This window comes from Amycolatopsis sp. cg5, from assembly GCF_041346955.1.
In the GTDB taxonomy this organism is placed as follows: domain Bacteria; phylum Actinomycetota; class Actinomycetes; order Mycobacteriales; family Pseudonocardiaceae; genus Amycolatopsis.
This window is the reverse complement of the sequence record NZ_CP166849.1, coordinates 4,285,670-4,307,381: the sequence shown is the minus strand read 5'-3', so window position 1 is coordinate 4,307,381 and position 21,712 is coordinate 4,285,670. Positions and strand designations below refer to the sequence as shown.

Below are 21,712 nucleotides of genomic sequence, written 5' to 3'. Positions count from 1 at the left end.
CAACAGCGCGGGTTCTACGTCGATGTCGCTGCGACTCCGCCCGCCGCCGGTTCGCGTTCCAGGTCGGTTTCCAGCGCCTGGTAGATCGCCGGGCGGAATCGGCGCAGCCACGTCGCCATCAGAAGTCCTGCCAGTGCTACGACCAGAAGCAGCCACGGCAACTGCGGAACGACGCCGTTGCTGGAACCGGCCAGCGTCGAGAAGTTGAAGATCGCCAGTGTCACGATGAGCCCCAGGCCCACGGCGCCCAGCCCGGGTGCGATGAACGTTTTCACGACCCGGCGGTCGCGAGTCCGGCGGAAGTGGACCAGGATCGCGACGGCCGCGAGCAGCTGCAAGGTGAGGATGCCCAGGGTGCCGAAGCCGGTCATGCTGGCGGTGAGGTCGGCGACCGGGTCCAGGCCGGCGAGCCGGAACACCAGCGCCACCGCCGAGCCGAAGACCAGTTGGACGAGCGCGGCGTGCTGCGGCGCGCCGTTGCTCGCGCGGGTCCGGCCGAGCGGGCTGGGCAGGATCCGGGCCCGGCCCAATGAATACAGGTAGCGGGTGGCGGAATTGTGCAGCGCCAGCAAGGCCGCGAAGAGGCTGACGACCAGAAGCAGCATCATCACCTTGGTCAAGGCGCCGCCCAGATACTCCTGCGACACCGAGAACACCAGATCACCGGCCGACAGGTGCGCGGCGGCGACGCCCTGCGCCTGCATGACGCCGATCGCGCTGACCACGGCCCAGGTGGTGAACGCGGCGAACGCCCCGATGAACCCGATGGCGATGTAGGTCGCCCGCGGGATCGTCCGCCTGGGGTTCTTGGCCTCTTCGCCGAACAGCGCCGTCGCCTCGAATCCGATGAACGCGTTCGCGGCGAACAGCAGGGCCAGCCCGCTCGCGCCCTGGAGCATCACGGACGGGGCGAACGCGTCGAAGGAGAAACCGTGCTGGAACAGCACGCTGAAGTCCAGGATCAGCAGGATGGACACCTCGAGGACCAACGAGACGCCCAGCACTTTCGCGCTGACGTCGATGCCGCGCCTGCTGAGCAGGAAGACCAGCACGACGGAGATCGCGCTCCAGACGCTCCAGTCGAGATCGAGACCGAGCACGTCCTTGAACACCGCGGCGGTGAAGAACCCGCTGGTGCCGATCGCTCCCGCGACGAAGCAGTTGTAGCCGAGCATCGCGACGAACCCGGCGACCAGGCCCATGGTCTTGCCCAATCCCTTGACCACGAAGGCGTAGAAGCCGCCCGCGCTGGTGAGGACTTTCGACATCTGGGCATAGCCGACCGCGAAGAGCAGCAGCACGACCGTCGCGAGAATGAACGCCGCGACCATGCCGCCGCCGTTGCCGACCGCGATCCCGATCGCCGCGATCACGACCATGCCGGTCAGCGGCGCGACCGCGGCGAGCACGAGGAACACGATGCCGGGCACGCCGAGAACGTTCTTGGCGAGCGAAGTATGGCCGGTGTCCGGACCCGGTCGGCTCACGACTGCTCCAAAGGTTGTCAAGCGGCCCGCGAAGGCCGGATGTTGCTGATGACTTCTCGCCCGTGGCGTGCTTTCGGACGGAAGTATGGGCGGCTCCCGCCTCGCCGTGATCGCCATTACGCGCGGAGAAGTTGTCCACCAGCGACTGGCGCCGGCGTGCTCGGGAGCCAACGGCGCCACTTGTCCAGATTGTTCGCTTTGCCCGGAACCACCTCGGGTGGGGCCGCGTTGCCGTAGTGGACGCGAGCCCATGAATCCGAGAAGGAGAAGCAGTTCGGATGGTCTTCAAGAAGATGCTGCAGAAGTTCGGCGTCGGCGGCCCGTCGGTGGACACCGTGCTGAGCGAGTCGCGGTGCCACCCCGGCGGGCTGCTGTCCGGCGAAGTCCGGCTCACCGGCGGCGAAGCCGATGCCGACATCGAGCACATCGCGTTGTCACTGGTGGTCCGAGGCGGCAGGGCCGGTTCACTGACGGAGTTCCACCGCGTGGTCGTGTCCGGTGCGACCAGGCTCGAGGCCAAGCAGCAGCGCACCATCCCGTTCACCATGCCCGTGCCATGGGAGACACCGGTGACCGAGGTGACCGGCCAGGCGCTGCCCGGCATCGAGGTGGGGCTGCGCACCGAGCTGGCGATCGCCAAGGCGGTGGACAAAGGCGACCTCGACCCGGTCATCGTGGCACCGGCACCGGCTCACGACGCGGTGCTCGACGCGTTCGGACAGCTCGGGTTCGGTTTCAAATCGGTGGAGCTGGAAGCGGGCAGGGTGCATGGCCTGCGGCAGGAACTCCCGTTCTACCAAGAGATCGCGTTCTATCCCTCCGGTCCGTACGCGGGCCGGCTCAGCGAGGTGGAACTCGTCGTCGTCGCGGAGCGGGACGGCGTTCAGGTCGTGCTGGAGGCGGACCGGCGAGGTGGCGACGTCCAGGCCCGGTTCGCGGTCGGCCACGAGGAAGCTCTCGACACCGAGTGGGCTCGGCTGATCGGCGACTGGCTCGACCGGGTGGCGGCCCAGCACGGGCATCACGGATACGGCCATCACGACGAATACGGTCACCACGACGGGTACGGCCAGCGTCGCGGACCCGGCATGGGCGCCGTGGTGGCGGGTGCCGCGGCGGGCGTGGTCGGCGGCATGGTGCTCGGCGAGGTTCTCGACGACGCTTTCGAGGACGACGAGTGACTTACTCCGTTGGGGCAGGGCGTTTTCGTCCTGCCACAACGGGAGTCGTCGTCACCGAAGCACTCGGTAGGTCACGTGTGTTACCACGCTGGTCGCCCGCGCCGCGGCCTGCTCCAGCTTCAGTGGCGGGACGCTCTCGAAGATCCGGGTGCCGGAGCCGAGCGTGAGCGGCACGATGTGCAGCCGCAGTTCGTCGAGCAGGCCTGCGGCGAGGTACTGGTTGATGGTGGTCGCGCCGCCCAGTACGGAGACAATGCCGTCACCCGCCGCGGCACGTGCCTGGGTCAGTGCCGACTCGATGCCGTCGGTGACGAAGTTGTAGGTGGTGCCGCCCTCCATCGGCTGGGGCTCGCGGGCGTGGTGGGTGAGGACGAAGACCGGGCAGTGGAACGGCGGGTTGTCGCCCCACCAGCCGTTCCACGGCCGGTCCCAGTCTCCGCGGAGTGGGCCGAACATGTTGCGGCCCATGATGACCGCCGAGTAGGCGCCCAGCTGATCGATCTCGGCCCGGTTCTCGTCGGGCGCGTCGGCGAACCAGGCGTGCAGCTTGTCGCCCCAGCCGTCACCGCCGTCATCGCCGAACGGACGTTCCTCGGTCTGGTTGAGCCCGGCCGAGTAGCCGTCCGCCGAGATCGTGATGTCGCCGATCACCTTCATCGCTGTCCTCCTGCTTCGTCGTTGCCCGGTCAGCCTGAAACGGATGTCACATGACGTCAAATGCCAACCCGGCGACGAACACATTGATATCCTTGATACATGCTGAACCTGGTGCAGTTGAAGGTTCTCGCCGCGGTGGCCCGGCGCGGGTCAGTGACCGGAGCGGCGCAGGAGCTGCACTACTCGCAGCCTTCGGTGAGTCATCACCTGGCCCGCCTGGAAGCGGCCACCGGCGTCCGGCTGCTGCAGCGGGTCGGCCGCGGCGTCCGGCTGACGCCGGAAGGACAGCTGCTGGCCAACCGGGCCGCGGAGATCGTGGGCCGGGTCGACGCGGCGGCCAACGAACTCGCGGCCCAGGCCGGCCTGCGAGCGGGGCGGGTCCGGCTGGCCGCCAACGCCTCCGCGCTCAGCACCATCGTGCCCGCGGCGGCCGCGGCACTGGCGCGGGCACATCCGGGGATCGAGCTGAGCCTGGTCGACCGGCACCCGGTCGAGGCACTGGAACTGTTGCGGCACGGCGAGATCGACATCGCCCTCGTCTTCCGGCACGCCGACACCCAGCTGGACGACAGCGAATTCCGCCTGGTCCACATCGCCGATGACCCGATCTACCTGATCAGCCGGCGATCTGACGACAGCCTCGCCGACCATCGCGACTCCGCCTGGATCGGCGGTTGCGAACGGTGCCTGAGCGAGCTGAACGCGGTTTGCCACCAGGCGGGCTTCACGCCCAGGATCGCGTCACACAGCGACGACATGGTCGTCATGCAGGCCCTGGTCGCCGCGGGCCTAGGCGTGACAACGCTGCCCGGCCTCGCGCTCGAGGCACACCGCAGGCCCGACATCCACGCCACCGAACTCACCGGCTTCCACCGCCGAATCCACGCCGCCACCTACGGCGAACCGCCCGACCCGCCCGCCGTCGCGGCTGTACTGGCCGCGCTCAGTCATGAAGCACGCTCGCAGTGAATCCGGCCACCGAGCACAGATGGGCACCCAGTCGTCTTCTTCCGGTCGGCACGGACGACGGCAGACGTCCGGGAGTTTGACGTTCTCCGGCCTAGCGTCACATTTGTAGCCGCGATGGCAGCGCGCGACTCGCGGTATGAGAGTGACTCTCGGAACTGCTGGCACTTGGGGCGTAACGCGTAGGCATGCAGCGCGACTCCGATACGGGTGATGAGCCCTGGATGCGTGAGCACGACCGAGGAGCGATACCTGCATGGCTCAACCCGAGTTACCCGGAACCGACTCGAATTCCACTGCCGAGTCCGAACTGAAGCTGGTCCTCATCGAGTACGACCAGGTCAAGTCCGAGCAGCGCAACCGCATCCAGCATCGCGACGGATTGGTGTACACGACGATCGCCGCGATGGGCGCGATCCTTGCCGCGACCATCAGTCAGCGCACCACCGCGGTGCTGTTGCTCCTGCCGCCGGTGGGGATCGTGCTGGGCTGGAAGTACCTGGCGAACGACGCGAAGATCGGGAGTGCCAACAGCTACGTGCGTGAGCGGCTGTCCCCGCGGGCCACCGAGATCACCGGCAGCACCGGTCCCGTGTTCGGCTGGGAGACCTATCACCGCGTCGGCGTCTTCCATCGGGCGCGGCGCTTCGTGCAGGTCGTGGTGGACCTGCTCACGTTCTGTGTGTTGCCCTGCGCCGCGCTGATCGGGTTCTGGGTCGTGGGCCCGTGCCCGGCGGGCCTGCTGGTGGTGTCCATCGTGGAAGTCGTGCTGCTGGTGGGTCTCGGCTGGCTGGTGGGGTTGGCTTTTCTCTCGAGGGACGAGCTTCGTGGCGTGCCTGCCGGTGTCAGTGGCGAAGTTGCTGGGTGAGGAAGAGCGCCGCTCGGTCGAGGGCATGGCCGGCCTCGTCGAGAATGCCCGCGAACGCTTGGAATACGTGCGGCACGTCGGCGGTGACATCGAGGACGACGTCGACTCCGGCCGCTCGCGCGCGGGCGGCCATGCGCGTGGAGTCGTCGAGGATCATCTCGTTCGTGCCCGCTTGGAGGAGCATCGGCGGGAATCCGGTGAGGTCGGCGAGGACGGCAGGACTGAGCAACGGCTGACGAGGGTCCTGGCCGCCGAGGTACATCGCCGCGTTGCGGTCCAGGCCCTGGCGGGTGAACAGCGGGTCGGCTCCGGCCTTGGTTTCCATGCTCTCACCGGTGCGGGTCATGTCGAGCCCCGGGGAGAACGCCACGACCGCGGCGGGCATGGGCAGGCCCGCGTCGCGTGCGGCGAGGCAGGCGGTGATGGCCAGGCCGCCGCCTGCGGAGTCCCCGGCGAACGCGATCGCCGACGGCGGCTCGCCACTGTCGAGGAGGGCGCGGTAGGCGCTGACCGTGTCGTCGATCGCGGCGGGAAAGGGATTCTCGGGGGCGAGGCGGTAGTCGAGCGAGAACGCGCGGAACCCGGTCCTGGTCACCAGGTTGCCGGTCAACGACATCGCGGTCTCGGGTGATCCGTACACGAAGCCGCCGCCGTGGAAGTACAGGATCGTCCCGGCACCAGATCGGCATGCCCACCGGCTGATGACGCACCCTCACAACGAAACCTGCTCAACTGCGACGGGGTGAGGTTGACACACCGACCGTCCACATAGGTACCTTCTTCACCACGAGGGCAGCGTCGGGGGACCTACTGCCGATCGAAGTCGTCACAGACAGGGGGAACACCGCCGATGAGCACTCCACCCATGACTTTCCCTCGCGTGCCTCTGAAGCAGATGGATTCATCCATGCTCGTCTTCGAGCTCGACCGCGAGACCCAGCGCCTGATGCCACACGACGCCGAACTCATCACCTCGGCGGCGACGACGGCATCGTTCCTGCACCGCGAGCAGACCCGCTACACCCGCAGGAACCTACCGCGCGTCCCCTACATCGAGCACCCGCTCAGGGTCGCGCTGCGCCTCATCCGCTGGGGTGTGGACGACGCCGAACTCATCGCGGCCGCCCTTCTGCACGACGTGGCCGAGGACTGCGCCGACGAACTGCTCGAGATCTTCGGGCAGACCAGCGAATCGGCGCTCGACTGCCTTACGCGGCTTTACGGCGCACGAGTCTCAGACTGGGTAGGCGAGGTCACCAATCCCGGTACGCACGGCGGAAAAGTCAGCATCACCTACGCCGAGCACATCACTGTTCTCGCCGAGTCGGGCTCGCACGCGCTGCTCATCAAGGCCAGCGATCTCAAGGACAACGCCGGCTCGATCAAACACCAGCTCGGCCATGGCCAAGACGAGAAGATGCTGCGCTTGCTGGGCAAGTACCTGCCGGTCGTCGCGATCGTCGCCGACGGGCTGTCCGCCGTGCCGCCCTCGATCAGCACAGCCACGGCCGCCGCCGAACTCGACAAGCTCGCGATCACCCTCGGGCAGCTGGCCGTCGAACACGGCCTCGGAGGCTGACGCCCGATCGCTCGGTTTCGGAGTGTTGTGCTGGGCGGGTGGTTCTGCTTTTGTCGTTGCCATGAAGCGCGTGAGCACTGTCCTGGCGGTGCTCGGGATCCTGATCATGCCGACGTCGGCGGCATGTACCGAAACTACGAGCGCCGGTTCGACGATCAGCGTGCTCCAGCTCAACATCTGCCACGGTGGCACGGCCGCCTGCTATCGAGGTGACTCTGTGCTTGCCAAGGCGGAGGAAGTGATCAGGTCTGGCAGGCCGCAGGTGCTGTCGGTGAACGAGGCATGTTCGGGAGACCTCGACCGGCTGCGGACGGCCATGGGGCCCGCGCGGGCCCTGTTCGTCGCGGCACGCAACCTCGATGGCACGCCCACCTTGTGCCGTGGCAGCGGCCAGCAGTACGGCAACATCATCATGGTCTCAAGCAGGTTCGCCGGCACCGCCGAGGAGACCGGTACCTATGCAGCCCAGTACACGGGCGCGGACGGCTACCGGGAGCTGCGGTCCTGGGCATGTCTGCGCGCGGCCGGCCTCAGCGCCTGCACCACGCACCTGTCCGCGGACAACGCGCCGACCGCGCTCGCGCAATGCCAGGACCTGATGCGCCGCGCGGCGAGCTATCCGCGGCCGGTCGTCGTTGTCGGCGACTTCAACCTGAAGGATCAGGGCTCCCCCAGCATGCGGGACTGCGCCCCACCCGGGTTCTCCCGCCGAGGTGACGACGACGTCCAGCACGTGTTCGCCAGCGATGACCTGGCGTTCAGCCAGACCACCAAGATCGACATGATGGGCACGACCGATCACCCCGGCTGGCTGGCCACCCTGACCACCACGGCGCCTCCGGCCACTCAGGGGTGACGCCAGAAAGTCGGCCGCCACCAGTACAGGACCTCGAGGTCGTCGGGCCATGGAGCGTCCTGGGTAGCCTTGGCTTCGAAGCTGTCGACGGTCGAGTCGATCGGCCTCCACCCAGGTTCCACGGACTGGTCAGGCCGAGCAGAACGCACATGCGGCAGCGAGTGCTCTTCGCATGCACCAAGCCGCCTGTAATTGTCTTGCGCCTCAATGAGCGAAGGCCTGTTCGCGCCACCGGCCCAATCCGGCCAGCGGAGCTGGAGACTGTCGTCCTCCCAGAAGCACACCGAGCAGATGCTGTACGAACCCGGCGGCTCGTCGAACATCAGATGTCCACAGCACGGACATGGGAAATCGGACATGCGGCTATGGTGCCCGGTCATCGACGACGTCGCAGCCGAATTGCGTGACGGTCGTTCTCGCGACGCTTCACATCCGGTTCGCGGCCTGTTTGACGGTCTTGATCACCGGCGCGGTCTCGATGTGGGTGATCGCCGGGAGCGCGGCGACCGACGTGGTCAGGTAGCGGTACAGCGCGCGCTGGTCGGCGCACATCACGCTCGCGAACAGGTTCGTCGGGCCGGTCGTGGCGGCGGCGAACGCGATCTCCGGGTGGCCGGCCAGTGCGGTGCCCGCTTCCGCCAAGCGCGCCGGTGCTACCGAGAGCCAGAGCAGCGTTCGGGCACCGAGGCCGAACAGGTCTCGGTCGACGTCGATGTCCAGGTAGAGGACGCCGCGTTCGCGAAGCTCGGTCATGCGGCGGCGGACCGTGGTCGGTGACCAGCCGGTGAGCGTTGCCAGGTGTTCGAACTCGGCGCGGCCGTCGATGGCGAGCGCGGCGAGGAGCTTGCGGTCGCCGTCGTCGAGGCGTACCGGTCCGGGCCGGTGTGACACAGGTGGCGGGCTCAGCCGCTCGATCTCGGTCTCGTCGAGTGAGCCGAGCTTGGCGACGAGGCTGTCCGGACCGCCGTAGAAGGTGTGCAGCACGGAGTGCGCGGTCACGCTCTCCACGCGTGGGGTGCGGGGAAGTTTGGCCAGCAGCAGCGTTTCGCTGTCGGCTTCGCTCTCGGTGCGGACCGTGCCGGTGATCTCCGTGCCTCCGGAGGTGATGCTCACCCAGGACGTGTCGGGGCGCCGGGCCAGTGCCTCGGCGACCGGAAGCGAGGCGGCCGGCGCGCACCGAACTCGCAGGAGCCACAGGACCGCGCCGAGCGCTGTCGGGTCGACGCCGCCGAGTACCCGTACCGCGCCTGCCGATCGGAGCCGGGCGTAGCGGCGGGCGATGGTGCGGTCCGAGACGCCGAGTACTTCGGCGATCAGGCTGAACGGGGCCCTGCCGTTGATCTGGAGCGCGTGCACGAGCCGCCGGTCCAGCTCGTCGGAGTCGGATTCCACTGTCGCGAGCGTAATCCGTGTCGGATGTCGGCGCATCAGGCCGTGTTGCTGGCGCGTCCGTGCCCACGGGTGGAGCGTCGTGAGCGAGACCGATCAGGGGAGGACACATGGACACCGAAGTGCTCGTCGTCGGCGCGGGGCCGACCGGATTGACGATGGCCAACGAACTGCGGGTGGCGGGGGTGCCGGTCGTGCTGGTCGACAGGCTGCCGCACCGGGTCACACTGTCGAAGGCGGGCGGTGTGCAATCACGCACGCAGGAGGCGTTCGACCAGCGGGGCCTGCTGGAACCGTTGCTGGACACCGGGAATCACCCGATCAGCACCGTCCATTTCGCCGGTTTCACGCTCCCGCTCACCCGGGACCGGCATCAGCGGCCGTGGCGGTCCATCCCGCAGGTGGTGATCGAAGGTTTCCTGGAGGGAAACCTTGCCGCACAAGACATCCATGTCCGGCGCGACCATGAGGTGACCGGCATCGACCAGGACGCCGACGGAGTCACCGCGACCTTCGCGAACGGCGAGACCATCCGGAGTCGTTTCCTGGTCGCGGCCGACGGCGGGCACAGCACGGTGCGGTCGTTGCTGGGCGCCGAGTTCCCCGGCAGGCCGGGCACGGTGACCACGGTCGCCGCCGACGTGCGGCTGGACGGCGACCCGGCGACGCACACACGGAGCGAGGACGGGCACTGGGCGGCGGTGTTCCCGCTCGGCACCGATCCGGCGGGCAGGCCGTTGCGCCGGCTCTCGCTGGGTGGGCCGGGCCGGTCGGTGCCGCGAGACGTACCGGTCACCGAGGACGAGATCCGCACAGGGCTGAGTGCCGTCTTCGGCTCGCGGGTGCGGCTGCTCGAACTGCGCTACGCGCGCCGCATCACCAACGCGGCCAGGCAGGCCGCGCGGTATCGGCACGGGCGGGTGTTCCTGGCGGGCGATGCCGCCCATGTCCATCTGCCGTTCGGCGCGCAGGGGATGAACACCGGGATCCAGGACGCGGTCAACCTCGGCTGGAAGCTCGGCGCCGCGGTGCACGGGTGGGCGCCGGACCACCTGCTCGACAGCTATCACGCCGAACGGCATCCCGTCGCGGCCGCGGTGCTGCGCAACGTCCAGGCACAGAGCCTGCTGATGGATCAGGAAGGCACCTGCGATCCGGATCTGCTGGCCGCCAGGGAGTTGTTCGCGGACCTGACGCGGCTGCGAGACGTGCAGTATCACCTCGACGACATGCTGTCCGGCATGGGAATCCGCTACCCGATGCCGGGCAGCGATGACCTCGTCGGCCTTCCCGCGCCGGATCGGGACCTCGGCCCGATGCGGTCGCACGAGTTGCTGCGGCGTGGGCACGGCGTCCTGCTCGACCCGGCCGACAGGTTCGCCAAGCTCGCGGATCTGTGGCAGGACCGGGTCGTTCGCGCGGGTCAGGGCGCCGGTGGCGAGCCGATGCTGATCCGGCCGGACGGTTACGTGTGCTGGGCGGGCGACCCGGACGAGCTCGAACCGGCGCTCGGCCACTGGTTCGGCGAGGCGTGCTGATCTGCACTTTCGGCTGAGCGACCGTACCTGGTGACGAAGATCGATCCGGGTGACGCTGAACGCATCCCGTCGATCCCAGGAGGTCGTCCGATGCGGTTGAGACGAATTCTCACCGGCACCCTGATCCTGCTTTTCAGCTCCTGCCTCGCGCCGTCAGCCCAAGCCGACGTCAAGCCCGGCACCGCGAGGCTCGGCGCTGGTGGCGTCGAGCAGGTCGAACCCGGCGCCGCTGTCACCCCGCCTGCCCGCATCGCCGGATCACGAACGGCGGGTCGCGAAGCGGTGGAGCGTCAGGTGACGATGTTCTACGGCCCGCTGACGCTGCAACCTGGGAATTGGTACAACGCTTGGGCGTATTGCCCGGAGGGCATGAAGGCGACGGGCGGCGGCGAGTCCAACCCCAGCGGCGCCGGTACTGTCACCCTTCGCAATACCTACCCGTTGGCCGACGGCTCGGGCTGGGCGGTCACCGTGAACAACTCCGGCTCCACCGCGGTCACGTTCAAGGTGTTCACCGTCTGCTTCCGGAATCTCCAGTCGTACCAGCAGACCTCGATCAAGAAGGAAGTCGCGCCTGGCGCCACCGAGAACCTTCTCGTAGCCTGCCCGTCCGGGTATCGGGTACTCGGTGGCGGCGGGACCACGGACAGCCTCAACGTCCGGATGAGCACCGGGATCACCTATGGCGCGCCGCTGTGGTGGCAGACCTCGATCCGCAACGACGACGGCGTGCCGCACACGCTCGTGGCGGTGGCCACCTGCGGTATCGGGGTGCAGAACTGGCGCCTCATCGTCGGCCCCGACCAGTCGGTGCCGCCCGGTCAGCTCGGCTCGTCCGCGGTGTACTGCACCGACAACACGTGGATCGTCGGCGGCGGTGGCGCGGGCTGGGACCGGGTGACCGATTCCTTCCCGGACGCGCAGGGCTGGCGGACTTACGTGCGCAGCGACTCGGCGAGCCCAGGGTCGGTCAACGTCTCGGCGATCTGCGGAAACTGAGCGCGATCGTTGGCTCGGCGTGGGGGTCGTGAGTGGTACGGCCGGTTCTAACCGGCGAAAACACTCACGACCCCGCTCCAAGTTACTCTCGGGCCATGACGCCTGCCGCGCTTAAGAAGCTGTGCTCGGACTTCCCCGGTTCCCGCGAGGAATTCCCGTTCGACGAAGGCACGAGCGTCTTCAAGGTGGCGGGGAGGATCTTCGCGCTCGCCCCGTTGCGCGCGAAACCGTTGCGCGTGAGCCTCAAGAGCGACCCCGATCTCGCTGTCCAGCTTCGCGCGGCTCATCCGGCGATCACCGCTGGATACCATCTGAACAAGCGGCATTGGAACACCGTGGTGCTGGACGGCTCGGTGCCGGATCAGCTGATCCGGGAGATGGTCGAGGATTCCTACGACCTCGTGGTCGCTCAGCTTCCCAAGCGGGAGCAGGAAAAACTGAAGTGGATCGCGCTGTCGGACGAGTCGGCGAAGTAGGTTTCGCGAAAATTGTCGGTGGCCGTTGCTAGCGTCGCGGGGTGGCCATTCGATGGATCGAAGACGACGAGTACCTGCCCGACCACGGGACCGTTGTCGTGCGCGATGTCTGGGTGCCGGGTGAGGAACCGCTGCCCGAGCACGACAACCCCTTGCTCGGTGAGTACGCGACCGATGCGTTGTCCGGTACGGTCGCGACCGCCGGGGACGGCTGGCTGCACGGCACCGCGGGCGACCCGTATCAGCGGGTGCGGCTGGAAGCCCACGATCATGCTCCGCCGCTGAAACTCCATGGGTGGGAAGAGGTTCTCGAGTCGCCGTATCGCTGCCGGTCGGGACTGGTCGGGCTCGGCCTGCTCACCGGCGGGACCCATGACGCCGCACTCGCGCTCGGCGGGCGCGGCATGTTCCGGGCGCGCGTGTCCCGTAAACCCGCCGACGACGAAGGCGAGATCTGGCTGATCCAGTTCTGGCCGGACACCGGCAGCGAGCCGCCGCGGTGGCTCGCACGCACGCGCGAGCCGATACATCGGCCGCGGGCAGGCTGGCAGGCCGTTGTCGGGTACCAGATCATGGAAATGGCCTGGCTGCTCCCACTGCCGGACGTGCCACGGCCCGCCGGCTGGCTCGACGGGCCGATACCCGCCGAAGATCATCGCCTGCACAGCCTCGACGACGTCTGCACGCAGCTCGGCGTGGCGACGCCCGCTACCCGCCGGGAGGCGATCCCGTTGCTGCTCGCGGCCGGTCTGCTCACCCAGGACGGCGGTGGGTACGCCAGTGTCGCCGCCCCTCCTGCCGCCGCGACCGTGCTCGATTTGCCGCCGGAGGCGGTGGCCACCCTCGACGACTCCGCGGCCCGTGACCGCTACACCCGGATCGCCGGCGATCTCACCATGACCGCCGCCTGGAGCGATCCGGCACCGATCAGCGAACTCGCCGAACGACTGCTCATCCCCGAAAACGAAGTCCTGAACGTCGTCACCTTCGCCGAAGGCAGGCTCATCGCCCGCGACGGCGACACGGTCACCGCGCTCCCCCGCCGCCCACCTCCTCCCCCGCCGCCGATGCCGTTTCGACGCGTCGAGCGGCGCGTCGAAACGGTGCCCGGTCCGCCGCCTCGCGCCGGAATCCTGGCCAGCGGCGGCGAAGTCGTGGTCTGGCGCGACGGCGATCCGCACGTACTCGGGAAGGTGCCGGGCGAGCATCTCCACAGCGCGCACGAAACCGTGAGCGGCGTGGCGGTCTTCTCGTCGTCCGGGCCGGGCACCCTCGTCGGCTGGGACGGGACTGTCAGCACGCTGCCGGTCGACCTCGGTTTCCACGTGCGGCGCAGTGCCGACGGCCGCTACCTCGCGGGCGTCGAATGGCACATCGGCCGCAAGCCATGGGAGCAACTGCACCTGATCGACCTCGGCACCGGAACCGTGCACAGCCTGCCCCGCGACGAGGAGAGATTCACCCACATCACGGGAATCCACAATGGAATTGTCCACTTCGGACGATCAGACGCCGCCGTCGGTGGTGTCTCCTTCCGCTGGACACCAGGCACCGAGCCGGAACCGCTCCCCGCCCACCTGCGGCAGCTCGATCCGATGACCGGCACCGCGGTGATCATCGACGCGTCCGGCAGGCTGGTGGCCGGCCCCAGCGGGATACCGATTCCCCCGACGGCCGAACTCGCGCCGGGTGGCGACCGCGCCTACGCGGTGCGGCACTCACCGTGCGAACTCCACCTCTGGGCACTCGGCGAGAGCGAACCGGCCGAGTATCCGCTCCCCGAAGGCTGCGCGACGAGCCTGGTCACGCCCAACGGCCCGGTCTGGGAGGACGAACACACCCTTCTGCTGCACGCTCCCCACAGCGTGAACGGACGGGACGGGATCGTGCGGCTGAGGCTGGACACCGGCGTCGTCGAACACTTCGCCATGCCCGGCATCGCCGGGTACCGGCCGATTTTCATCAGGCCGAGGCTCCGGTGAGCGCTAACCCCAATCCCAGCCGGTGATGGTGGCGCGGAAATCGCGAGCGGCCGTCGACAGGTCGCTGTCCCTGTCCCAGAACAGGGTGAGCTTGCGGCGGCAGTCGGGGCTGTCGACCCCGATCCACACGAGCGGCAGCTGAGCGGCCATCTTCCGCGCGAAGCCGGGCACGAGGCCGATGCCGAGCCCCGCGCCGATGAGTTCCGCGATGGCGCTGGGTTCGTCGACCTCGCAGACGATCCTGGGCGTGAGACCGCGTGCGGCGAAGAGCCGGTCGAGCAGGCGCCGGTGCCAATGCCCCTGGCGAGCGGTGACGAACGGCTGATCCGCCAGCTCCTCCACGCGCACCGACGAGCGTCCCGCGAGCGGATGGTCGAGCGCCGTGGCGACCCCGACCTCCTCGTCGAGCAGTCGCGCCTGCGCGAGGCCATCGGCGTGGATCGGTTGGGACGCAACGCAAAAGTCGACGTCCCGCGCACGCAAGAGCCGGGCCATGTCGTCGGCCGACGACCACTGGAGCTCGATCTCGATGGCCGGATGCGCGCGCTTGAAGGCGGCCAGCGGCGCGGTGAGCGTCAGGAACGTCTCCGAGGCCAGCCGCACCGTGCGGACGCCCTCGCTGGTGGCCTCGGCGACGGCGCGCCTGCCTGCTTCCAGCTCGCCGAGTGACCGTTCGACGTGCCTGCGGAACAGCTTGCCCGCTTCGTTGAGCCGAAGCCTGCCGCCGCGGTCGAACAGCGGCGCGCCCAGCTCGCTCTCCAGGCGCGCGATCGTGCGGCTCAGTGACGGCTGGGCGACGCGCAACTCGTCGGCCGCGCGGCTGAGATGTTCCAGCCGAGCCACCACGAGGAACTGCCTGAGCGAGTTCAGGTCCATCGCGCTCCATGCCTCTCCGAGCATAACTCCATAGCAATACTGATCTTAGACGAGATAGCACTCAAGGCATAACTTCGCAGGCATGGAAGCGAAGGAAACCGTCACGCTCACCGACCACGTGATGCGGGCACTCGTCAGCGCGCATCTGGTCGCGATCCTCGCTCAGCCCGTGTTCGCCGGCGTGTATCTGAGCGGTGACTTCGACGGGCTGAGCTGGCACGAGATCGGTGCGAACGTGGTCACCTCCATCGGCTATCTGCAGCTGATCGCGGCGATCGTCACCTGGGTACGGACGCGCCGGGCGTGGCCGTTCGCCGCCACGCTCGCCGTGGCGACGGCCGAGACCGTGCAGTACTTCGCCGGTTTGGACGGTGTGCTGTGGTTGCACTTCCCGCTGGGTGTGCTGACGATCGCCGGGCTCGTCGTGCTGTTCGTCGCCGTGTGGCGACAGCCGATCGCGCGTGTGGAGGCCACCCGTGCGTGAGCGGACCATGAACCGGCGGCAGGCGCTGGGCATCGGCGGAGCGCTCGGGCTGCTCGCGGTCACCGGGCAGGCAGGCGCGGCACTACTGGCGCGGCGGCCGGCGAGCACCGGCGCCGAGCTGCGCAGCGCGGTGCCGCTGCCCGCCGCGTTCACCGTGCCGTTGCCGCTGCCGCCCGTGCTCAAGCCGGTCGGCACCGCGGGCGGGGTCGACCGGTACGAGATCACGCAGCGCGAAACGGCACTGGAGATCCTGCCGGGCCTCAAAACTCCACTGTGGACATACGACGGCTCGTTCCCCGGGCCGACGATCGAGGCGCGCCGCGGCAGGCCGGTCGTCGTGACGCACCACAACCGGTTGCCCGTGCCGACCGTCGTGCACCTGCACGGCGGCCGGACCCCGCCGGAGTCCGACGGCTACCCGACCGACCTGGTCTTGCCCGAGCGTGCGCACCACGCGATGCCGGGAATGCATGGCATGCAAGGAATGCGTGATCCGCGGGCGGTGGTCACCACGATGACCCGCGACTACACGTTCCCGATGGACCAGCGGCCCGCGATGCTCTGGTACCACGATCACCGCATGGACTTCACCGCGCCGGCGATCTGGCGCGGACTCGCCGGACTGCACATGATCAGGGACGACGCCGAGGAGGCGCTCGGCCTGCCGTCGGGACCGCGCGAGCTGCCGCTGGCGATCATGGACCGCGCGTTCGACGGCGACGGCGAACTCGCCTATCCCGCGCTCGACCCCACGCTGAGCGAGCGGCCCGGCGTCCGCGAGCCGTATCTCGCCGGTGTGCTCGGCGACGTGATCCTCGTGAACGGCGCGCCGTGGCCGGTGCACGAGGTCGACGCGGCGCGCTACCGGTTGCGCCTGCTGAACGTCTCGAACGCCCGGCACTACGAACTCGAAGCGGTCACCGACGACGGGCGACGGCTCGATCTCGTGCAGATCGGCGCCGACCAGGGCCTGCTCGCGGCGCCGGTCACGCACCAGTCCCTGCCGATCGCACCCGCCGAGCGTTACGACGTGATCGCCGACTTCTCCGCTGTCCCGGTCGGCGGCCTGGTCACGATCGTCAACCGGCTCGGCTCGGGGCGGACCCGTGACGTGATGGCCTTCCGCGTCGCGCGCCGCGCTGCCGACGACAGCCGCGTGCCGCCGGCACTGGCAGCGGACCTACCCAGGTGGAGCCGGTCGGACGTCGTGCGGGTGCGTGACTTTTCGTTCCGCGCCGGGCGGATGAACGGCGGGCACGGCTGGCTGATCGGCGGGCTGCCGTTCGACCCGGCGCGGACCGACGTCACGGTCGGGCTCGGCGAGGTCGAGCTGTGGCGGCTGATCGCCGACGTCCACCATCCGGTGCACCTCCATCTGGTCGGGTTCCGCGTGCTTTCGCGCGGCGGGAAGCCGCCGCTCGCCCAGGACGCTGGCCTCAAGGACACGATCTCGCTGCGGCCGGGCCAGTCGGCGGAGATCATCACGCGGTTCGACGGCTATCGCGGGCGGTATCTGTTCCATTGCCACAACGCCGAGCACGAGGACATGGGCATGATGGCCAATCTTGAGATCACCTGACCGGCCGCGGGGCGCGAGCGGGTCGCTCGCGCCCCGCGGCGCCGATCAGACGGTTCCCCAGTTGGTGCAGAACCAGACTTGCGACTTCTGGCAGACGCGGAACTTCACGACCGGGTTGGACGCCGTTCCCGGGGTGATCGAGCTGCACCCCTTGTCGCTGCCGTTCGCGTCGTCCACGCCGCTCGACCAGCCGGTGCGGAGCTCGTATTCGGTGCGGACGCCGATCCCGTCGCTGTAGGTGTCGCACGCGTAGACGCGGGTGTGGCCGTTCGTGACGCCGCCGTAGCCGCACTGCGTCGACAGCTGCGGATAGACCCCGCAGTGGTAGACCGGCAGTGCCGCGTCATGCGCCGACGCGGCAGGCGCGCCGAGCACGGCGCCGCCCAGCGCCGCGGCCAGCGCGGCCGTCCCGACCAGTGCCTTGCGTAGCTGCATTTGTGTAGCCCCCTGTCGATAGAGCACCAGCGTGAACCCGGAATTCCCGGTTCCGTCGCACCAGCATGTCGAAGCGCCGCCCAGATCCCGCCCAGATCGCACCCATGCGCCGGGCGGTCGATCGAACTACGCTGGTTGAGCGGCGGCCGACCGTCCACACCGGACTGCGCACCGGTCGCCACCGTCGGCGAGTAGGGAGGTCTGCCATGGCGCGCGCCGATCGGCCGGCCGTTCCCGACTGGGTGAACCCGATGCTGGCCAAACCCGACGGCGGCAGGCTGCCGACCGGGTCGTCGTGGGTGTACGAGTACAAGCTCGACGGCTACCGGTGCTGCATGCGGATCGCGCCGGACGGCACGACCGTGCTGACCAGCCGCAACAACCTCGACTTCACCGACGAGTTCACCGAGGTGACCGGCGTGCTCGGCGCGGCGCTGGGCGGCGAGGCCGCGGTGCTCGACGGCGAGATCGTCGTCTACAACGAGCACGGGCAGCCCGAGTTCGGGCGGCTGCAGGAGCGCCGGGGCCGTTTCGCCAAGCACCAGAGCTCGCCGCACCGAGGAGAGCCGTTCACCGACGATCCCGTCCGGTTCATCGCCTTCGACCTGCTGCGACTCGGTGACCGCTCGCTGCTGGGCGAGCCGTACGAAGAACGCCGTCGGCTGCTGACCGGGTTGCCGATGCCCGACCTGTTCCGGGTGGCCGTCGTGCGGGCGTTCACCTTCGACGAGCTCGCCGCCGACCGCCGCTCACCACAGCAGCTGCTGGAGCACGTCGCCGCGGCGGGGTTCGAGGGTCTGGTCGCGAAGCTGCGCGGCTCGACCTATCTGCCGGGCAAGCGGTCGGACGGGTGGCAGAAGCATCCGCTGGTCCAGACACAGGAGGTGATCATCTGCGGCTGGCGGCCTGGTCAGCGCAGCTTCACCGGCACGCTCGGCGGGCTGCTGCTCGGCGCCCATCATCCCGACACCGGCGAACTCGTCTACCTCGGCGACGTCGGAACCGGGTTCAGCCACGCCGCACGCGCCGAGCTCATGGCCCGCCTCGAACCGACGGAACGACGACACCACCCCTTCGCGATCGCGCCGCCGCGCGAAGACGTCGTCCGCGCCCACTGGGTCGAGCCGAAGCTCGTCGGCGAGGTCGTGTACCGCCAGTTCACCCGAGGCGCCGGACGACTGCGGCACACCGCGTGGCGCGGCCTGCGCGCGGACAAGAAGCCAAGCGACGTCATCGCCCCACGCTCCGAGCCCCGCACCGCACCGACGGCCGCCGAGCCGGAACCCGCGCCCCCGAAGCGAATCACCGTGCAGGTAGGACCCAGGCAGCTGACACTGTCCAATCTGGACAAACCGCTGTACCCGGACGGGTTCACCAAGGGCGAGGTCATCCACTATTACTCGCACATCGCACCGGTGCTGCTCCCGCATCTCGCGGGCAGACCGGTGACGTTCATCCGATTCCCCAACGGCGTCGGCGGCCAGCAGTTCTACGAGAAGAACGCCGCGAAAGGCGCGCCCAGCTGGCTCAAAACCGCGACCTTGCCCAGCACCGGTTCCCGAGGCACCGGCGGCACCATCGACTACCCGCTGCTCGACGGCCTGCCCGCGTTGGTCTGGGCGGCCAACCTGGCCGCGCTGGAACTGCACGTCCCGCAATGGCAGGTCGGCCGCGGCTCGGTCAAGCGGCCGCCGGATCGACTGGTGTTCGACCTCGATCCCGGCGAGGGCACCACCATCGTCGACTGCGCACGCGTCGCCGAGCGGCTTCATGACATCCTCGCCGCCGACGGGCTCACCCCGGTCGCGAAGACGAGCGGCTCGAAGGGCATGCAGCTCTACTGCGGGATCCGCACTCGTAGTCCCGAGACACCGTCGGCGTACGCGAAGGCGCTCGCCGACCAGCTCGCCGCCGAAACCCCGGAACTCGTGGTGTCCAAGATGACGAAGGCGTTGCGGCCGGGCAAGGTGTTCATCGACTGGAGCCAGAACAACCCCGCCAAGACCACCGTCGCCCCGTATTCGCTGCGCGGCCGCGACCAGCCGACCGTGTCCACCCCGCTCACCTGGGACGAGGTCCGCGCCTGCCGCAGCCCCGACCAGCTCGTGTTCACCGCCGACGACGTGCTCGAGCGCGTCGAGCGCCTCGGCGACCTGTTCGCCGTGATCGACGAAACGCGCGTCGCGCTCCCGCGGAGGTCGTGAGTGGTTGGTCATGATGGGCGCGGTCGAAGCACACAAAGGCCACCTTTGTAACCCTGAGCGTGACATGGGCCCCCTTCGTCACGTCCAAGACTCCACCACAACCGCGCGAATAAGGCATAGCGGACCACATTTCACGCCTGGCGTCCTTTGTGGACAGAAAATCGGGTGTGGTTCACCAGGGAGACGACGTGAACGCCCCGTTCACAACGTTCAACGTCGCGGACGTGGCGTTCACGTCGTCCCACCTGGCGCAAAAAACTCACGACTCAGGCGCCGTCGCGGACGGTCACGATGCCGGTTTCCCAGGCCCAGACTGCGATTTCGGTGCGGTTGCGTGCCGTGATCTTGCGTTGGATCGAGGCTAGGTGGGTCTTGACGGTCGAGAGGGAGATGGTCAGCTCGGCCGCGATCTCGGCGTTGGTTCTGCCGCGGGCGACGGCTGTGGTGACTTCGAGTTCGCGGCGGCTCAGTGGGGGGTCGGCGCGGCGGGTGTGGCGGCGGAGTGGGGAGGCGGTGAAGTGGGCCAGCAGGCGGGTGGTGATCGAGGGTGACACCAGGGCTTCGCCGTTCGCGGCGGCGTGGACGGCCTCGACCAGCAGGCCGGGGCCCGCGTCTTTGAGGAGGAAGCCGCAGGCGCCGGCGCAGAGGGCCTCGTGCACCAGCTCGTCGAGGTCGAAGGTGGTGACGACCAGTACGCGCAGTGGGTCCGCGACGTCCGGGCCTGCCAAGGTGCGGGTGGCGGTGAGGCCGTCGACCACCGGCATGCGGATGTCCATCAGGGTGACGTCGGGGCGCAGCTGCTGGGCCAGTGTCACGGCCTGTTCGCCGTTCTCGGCCTCGGCGACCACCTCGACGCCGGGTTCGCGCTCGAGGATCAGGCGGAAGCCGGTGCGGACCATCGCCTGATCGTCGGCGAGCAGCACTCGGAGCGTCATCGTGCGGCACCGCCTTCGGCCGGACGGGCCGCGGGCAAGGGTAGTTCGGCGAGGACGCGCCAGCAGCGCTCGCCGTGTTCGCCTGCCGACAGGGTGCCGTCCAGTGCGGCGATGCGTTCGCCCATGCCGATCAGGCCGTAGCCGCCGGGTGCGCGGCGCACGCGGCCGGGGCGGAGGCCGTCGTTGCGGACCTCGATGGTGAGGTGACGCTGGTTTTCCGTGGGCTCGACGCTGACGGTGACCTCCCGGGCTTCAGGTGCGTGCTTGCGTACGTTGGTCAGTGACTCGAGTACCACGCGGTGCACGGTGGACACCGTCTCCGGCGTCACGGAGAGGTGCGCCAGCCCTGGCGCGAGGCGGACCGTGACGCTTTCGTCGTCGCCGACCGCGGTGGTGACCGCTTCGACCAGGTCGTCCGCCGCGACCGGCGAACCGTGGCCGGGGCTGCGCAACATCATCACCAGGCGCCGGACGGCGCCGAGTGCCTCGGCGCCGGCGTGCTCGATCTCCTTGATCAGCTCGCGCTCGGGGCCGTCGGCGAGGATGACGCCCGCGGCTTGGGTGCGGACCACCACGCCGGTGATGTGGTGGGCGACCAGGTCGTGGAGTTCGCGGGCCAGCTCGAGCCGTTCCCGGTCGCGGGCGGCGGCCAGCGCGGCCTCGCGCCGGGACTCGCTGTCGCGCAGGATCAGCCCGACCATGACGCTGCCACCCCAGAGCAGCGCCCACATCACAGCGAGGGCCAGCGTGGTCGACGAGCTGCCGTAACGCAGTACCGGCGCGAAGGCCATCGCCAGGCCGCCGACCACCGCGAGGACACTGGCGAGCAATGGCCGCAGCCGGTGGCACGCCGCTCCGACCAGCAGCATCAACGCGATGATCTCGGGATCGCCGTCGATCTTGGCAGCGGGTTCGACCAGGAAACCCACCGCGCTGCAGGCCACGGAAAGCACGATTCCCACGCTGGTCAGCGTCGCCACCCTGGCCGGGAAGCGGCGTCGCAGCAGCGCGAGCGCGCCGAGCACGACGCCGACCACGAAGTAGGCAAGCTCGGCCGCCGTCACCTGTTCGCCGAGGATCACGCGCCGGATCAGCTGGTCCAGGTTGAGCCCGGCCACTACGAGGACCTCGGTGACCATCAGGACTCTGGCCTGCGGCGGGGTGCTGCTCGGGAGCACTTCGGTGGCTGTCCTTCCGGTCCGGCACGGCATCGTGATCAAT

21 protein-coding genes are annotated in these 21,712 nt (G+C 69.0%); 12 read left to right on the top strand and 9 right to left on the bottom strand.

Going from position 1 to position 21,712, the window contains the following annotated elements; all coding sequences use genetic code 11:
* Window positions 1-14: 14 nt before the first annotated feature.
* On the bottom strand, window positions 15-1,487 hold the full coding sequence (locus tag AB5J62_RS19355) for an APC family permease (protein ID WP_370949640.1): 1,473 nt from the start codon (window positions 1,485-1,487) through the stop codon (window positions 15-17).
* A 278-nt stretch (window positions 1,488-1,765) separates the two neighbouring features.
* Here AB5J62_RS19355 and AB5J62_RS19350 point away from each other — a divergent pair, with 278 nt between their 5' ends.
* Window positions 1,766-2,668: a sporulation protein gene (locus AB5J62_RS19350; RefSeq protein WP_370949639.1), complete on the top strand. Its 903-nt coding sequence runs from the start codon at window positions 1,766-1,768 to the stop codon at window positions 2,666-2,668.
* 51 nt (window positions 2,669-2,719) lie between these two features.
* On the opposite strand, the gene AB5J62_RS19345 is transcribed toward AB5J62_RS19350, so the two are convergent.
* Window positions 2,720-3,325 carry a dihydrofolate reductase family protein gene (locus AB5J62_RS19345; RefSeq protein WP_370949638.1) on the bottom strand — a complete coding sequence of 202 codons (606 nt, stop codon included), beginning with the start codon at window positions 3,323-3,325 and terminating at the stop codon, window positions 2,720-2,722.
* 99 nt (window positions 3,326-3,424) lie between these two features.
* Between AB5J62_RS19345 and AB5J62_RS19340 the strand changes: the two genes are divergently transcribed.
* Both AB5J62_RS19340 and AB5J62_RS19335 read left to right on the top strand, forming a co-directional pair.
* Window positions 3,425-4,294 carry a LysR family transcriptional regulator gene (locus AB5J62_RS19340; protein ID WP_370949637.1) on the top strand — a complete coding sequence of 290 codons (870 nt, stop codon included), beginning with the start codon at window positions 3,425-3,427 and terminating at the stop codon, window positions 4,292-4,294.
* 253 nt (window positions 4,295-4,547) lie between these two features.
* The gene (locus tag AB5J62_RS19335; protein WP_370949636.1) at window positions 4,548-5,159 is read left to right on the top strand and encodes a hypothetical protein; all 612 of its coding nucleotides are present in this window, start codon (window positions 4,548-4,550) and stop codon (window positions 5,157-5,159) included.
* Here AB5J62_RS19335 and AB5J62_RS19330 read toward each other — a convergent pair.
* Complete coding sequence (locus tag AB5J62_RS19330) at window positions 5,137-5,823, bottom strand: alpha/beta hydrolase (protein WP_370950298.1); 687 nt, start codon at window positions 5,821-5,823, stop codon at window positions 5,137-5,139. The two genes, AB5J62_RS19335 and AB5J62_RS19330, sit on opposite strands and share 23 nt — an antisense overlap.
* Before the next feature lie 243 nt (window positions 5,824-6,066).
* Here AB5J62_RS19330 and AB5J62_RS19325 point away from each other — a divergent pair, with 243 nt between their 5' ends.
* Together AB5J62_RS19325 and AB5J62_RS19320 are read left to right on the top strand one after the other, a co-directional pair.
* On the top strand, window positions 6,067-6,738 hold the full coding sequence (locus AB5J62_RS19325) for an HD domain-containing protein (RefSeq protein WP_370949634.1): 672 nt from the start codon (window positions 6,067-6,069) through the stop codon (window positions 6,736-6,738).
* 70 nt (window positions 6,739-6,808) lie between these two features.
* Entirely contained in the window at window positions 6,809-7,594 is a 786-nt protein-coding gene (locus AB5J62_RS19320; RefSeq protein ID WP_370949632.1) for an endonuclease/exonuclease/phosphatase family protein, read from the top strand.
* Here the strand turns inward: AB5J62_RS19320 and AB5J62_RS19315 are convergent.
* Both AB5J62_RS19315 and AB5J62_RS19310 read right to left on the bottom strand, forming a co-directional pair.
* Window positions 7,585-7,953, bottom strand: coding sequence for a CPCC family cysteine-rich protein (locus tag AB5J62_RS19315; protein ID WP_370949631.1), 369 nt, complete (start codon window positions 7,951-7,953; stop codon window positions 7,585-7,587). The two genes, AB5J62_RS19320 and AB5J62_RS19315, sit on opposite strands and share 10 nt — an antisense overlap.
* Before the next feature lie 67 nt (window positions 7,954-8,020).
* The gene (locus AB5J62_RS19310; RefSeq protein ID WP_370949630.1) at window positions 8,021-8,986 is read right to left on the bottom strand and encodes an Lrp/AsnC family transcriptional regulator; all 966 of its coding nucleotides are present in this window, start codon (window positions 8,984-8,986) and stop codon (window positions 8,021-8,023) included.
* Between the two features lie 107 nt (window positions 8,987-9,093).
* Between AB5J62_RS19310 and AB5J62_RS19305 the strand changes: the two genes are divergently transcribed.
* From AB5J62_RS19305 to AB5J62_RS19290, 4 genes are all read left to right on the top strand, one after another.
* Window positions 9,094-10,521 carry an FAD-dependent monooxygenase gene (locus AB5J62_RS19305; RefSeq protein ID WP_370949628.1) on the top strand — a complete coding sequence of 476 codons (1,428 nt, stop codon included), beginning with the start codon at window positions 9,094-9,096 and terminating at the stop codon, window positions 10,519-10,521.
* 90 nt (window positions 10,522-10,611) lie between these two features.
* Complete coding sequence (locus AB5J62_RS19300; protein ID WP_370949626.1) at window positions 10,612-11,520, top strand: hypothetical protein; 909 nt, start codon at window positions 10,612-10,614, stop codon at window positions 11,518-11,520.
* A 95-nt stretch (window positions 11,521-11,615) separates the two neighbouring features.
* Window positions 11,616-11,996: an MmcQ/YjbR family DNA-binding protein gene (locus AB5J62_RS19295; protein ID WP_370949624.1), complete on the top strand. Its 381-nt coding sequence runs from the start codon at window positions 11,616-11,618 to the stop codon at window positions 11,994-11,996.
* A gap of 41 nt (window positions 11,997-12,037) precedes the next feature.
* On the top strand, window positions 12,038-13,978 hold the full coding sequence (locus AB5J62_RS19290) for a DUF6042 family protein (protein ID WP_370949623.1): 1,941 nt from the start codon (window positions 12,038-12,040) through the stop codon (window positions 13,976-13,978).
* Between the two features lie 3 nt (window positions 13,979-13,981).
* On the opposite strand, the gene AB5J62_RS19285 is transcribed toward AB5J62_RS19290, so the two are convergent.
* Window positions 13,982-14,878 (bottom strand): LysR family transcriptional regulator, encoded by an 897-nt coding sequence (locus AB5J62_RS19285; RefSeq protein ID WP_370949622.1) that lies wholly within the window; start codon window positions 14,876-14,878, stop codon window positions 13,982-13,984.
* Window positions 14,879-14,936: 58 nt separating this feature from the next.
* Between AB5J62_RS19285 and AB5J62_RS19280 the strand changes: the two genes are divergently transcribed.
* Together AB5J62_RS19280 and AB5J62_RS19275 are read left to right on the top strand one after the other, a co-directional pair.
* Complete coding sequence (locus tag AB5J62_RS19280) at window positions 14,937-15,338, top strand: hypothetical protein (protein ID WP_370949621.1); 402 nt, start codon at window positions 14,937-14,939, stop codon at window positions 15,336-15,338.
* A 7-nt stretch (window positions 15,339-15,345) separates the two neighbouring features.
* Entirely contained in the window at window positions 15,346-16,917 is a 1,572-nt protein-coding gene (locus AB5J62_RS19275) for a multicopper oxidase family protein (RefSeq protein WP_370950297.1), read from the top strand.
* 45 nt (window positions 16,918-16,962) lie between these two features.
* Here AB5J62_RS19275 and AB5J62_RS19270 read toward each other — a convergent pair whose 3' ends face one another.
* On the bottom strand, window positions 16,963-17,352 hold the full coding sequence (locus AB5J62_RS19270; protein WP_370949619.1) for a hypothetical protein: 390 nt from the start codon (window positions 17,350-17,352) through the stop codon (window positions 16,963-16,965).
* Window positions 17,353-17,558: 206 nt separating this feature from the next.
* Here AB5J62_RS19270 and ligD point away from each other — a divergent pair, with 206 nt between their 5' ends.
* Complete coding sequence (gene ligD / locus AB5J62_RS19265) at window positions 17,559-19,556, top strand: DNA ligase D (protein WP_370949618.1); 1,998 nt, start codon at window positions 17,559-17,561, stop codon at window positions 19,554-19,556.
* A gap of 266 nt (window positions 19,557-19,822) precedes the next feature.
* On the opposite strand, the gene AB5J62_RS19260 is transcribed toward ligD, so the two are convergent.
* Together AB5J62_RS19260 and AB5J62_RS19255 are read right to left on the bottom strand one after the other, a co-directional pair.
* On the bottom strand, window positions 19,823-20,491 hold the full coding sequence (locus AB5J62_RS19260) for a response regulator (protein ID WP_370949617.1): 669 nt from the start codon (window positions 20,489-20,491) through the stop codon (window positions 19,823-19,825).
* Window positions 20,488-21,669: a sensor histidine kinase gene (locus tag AB5J62_RS19255; protein ID WP_370949616.1), complete on the bottom strand. Its 1,182-nt coding sequence runs from the start codon at window positions 21,667-21,669 to the stop codon at window positions 20,488-20,490. Before AB5J62_RS19255 ends, AB5J62_RS19260 begins: the two co-directional genes overlap by 4 nt.
* Between the last annotated feature and the right edge of the window lie 43 nt (window positions 21,670-21,712).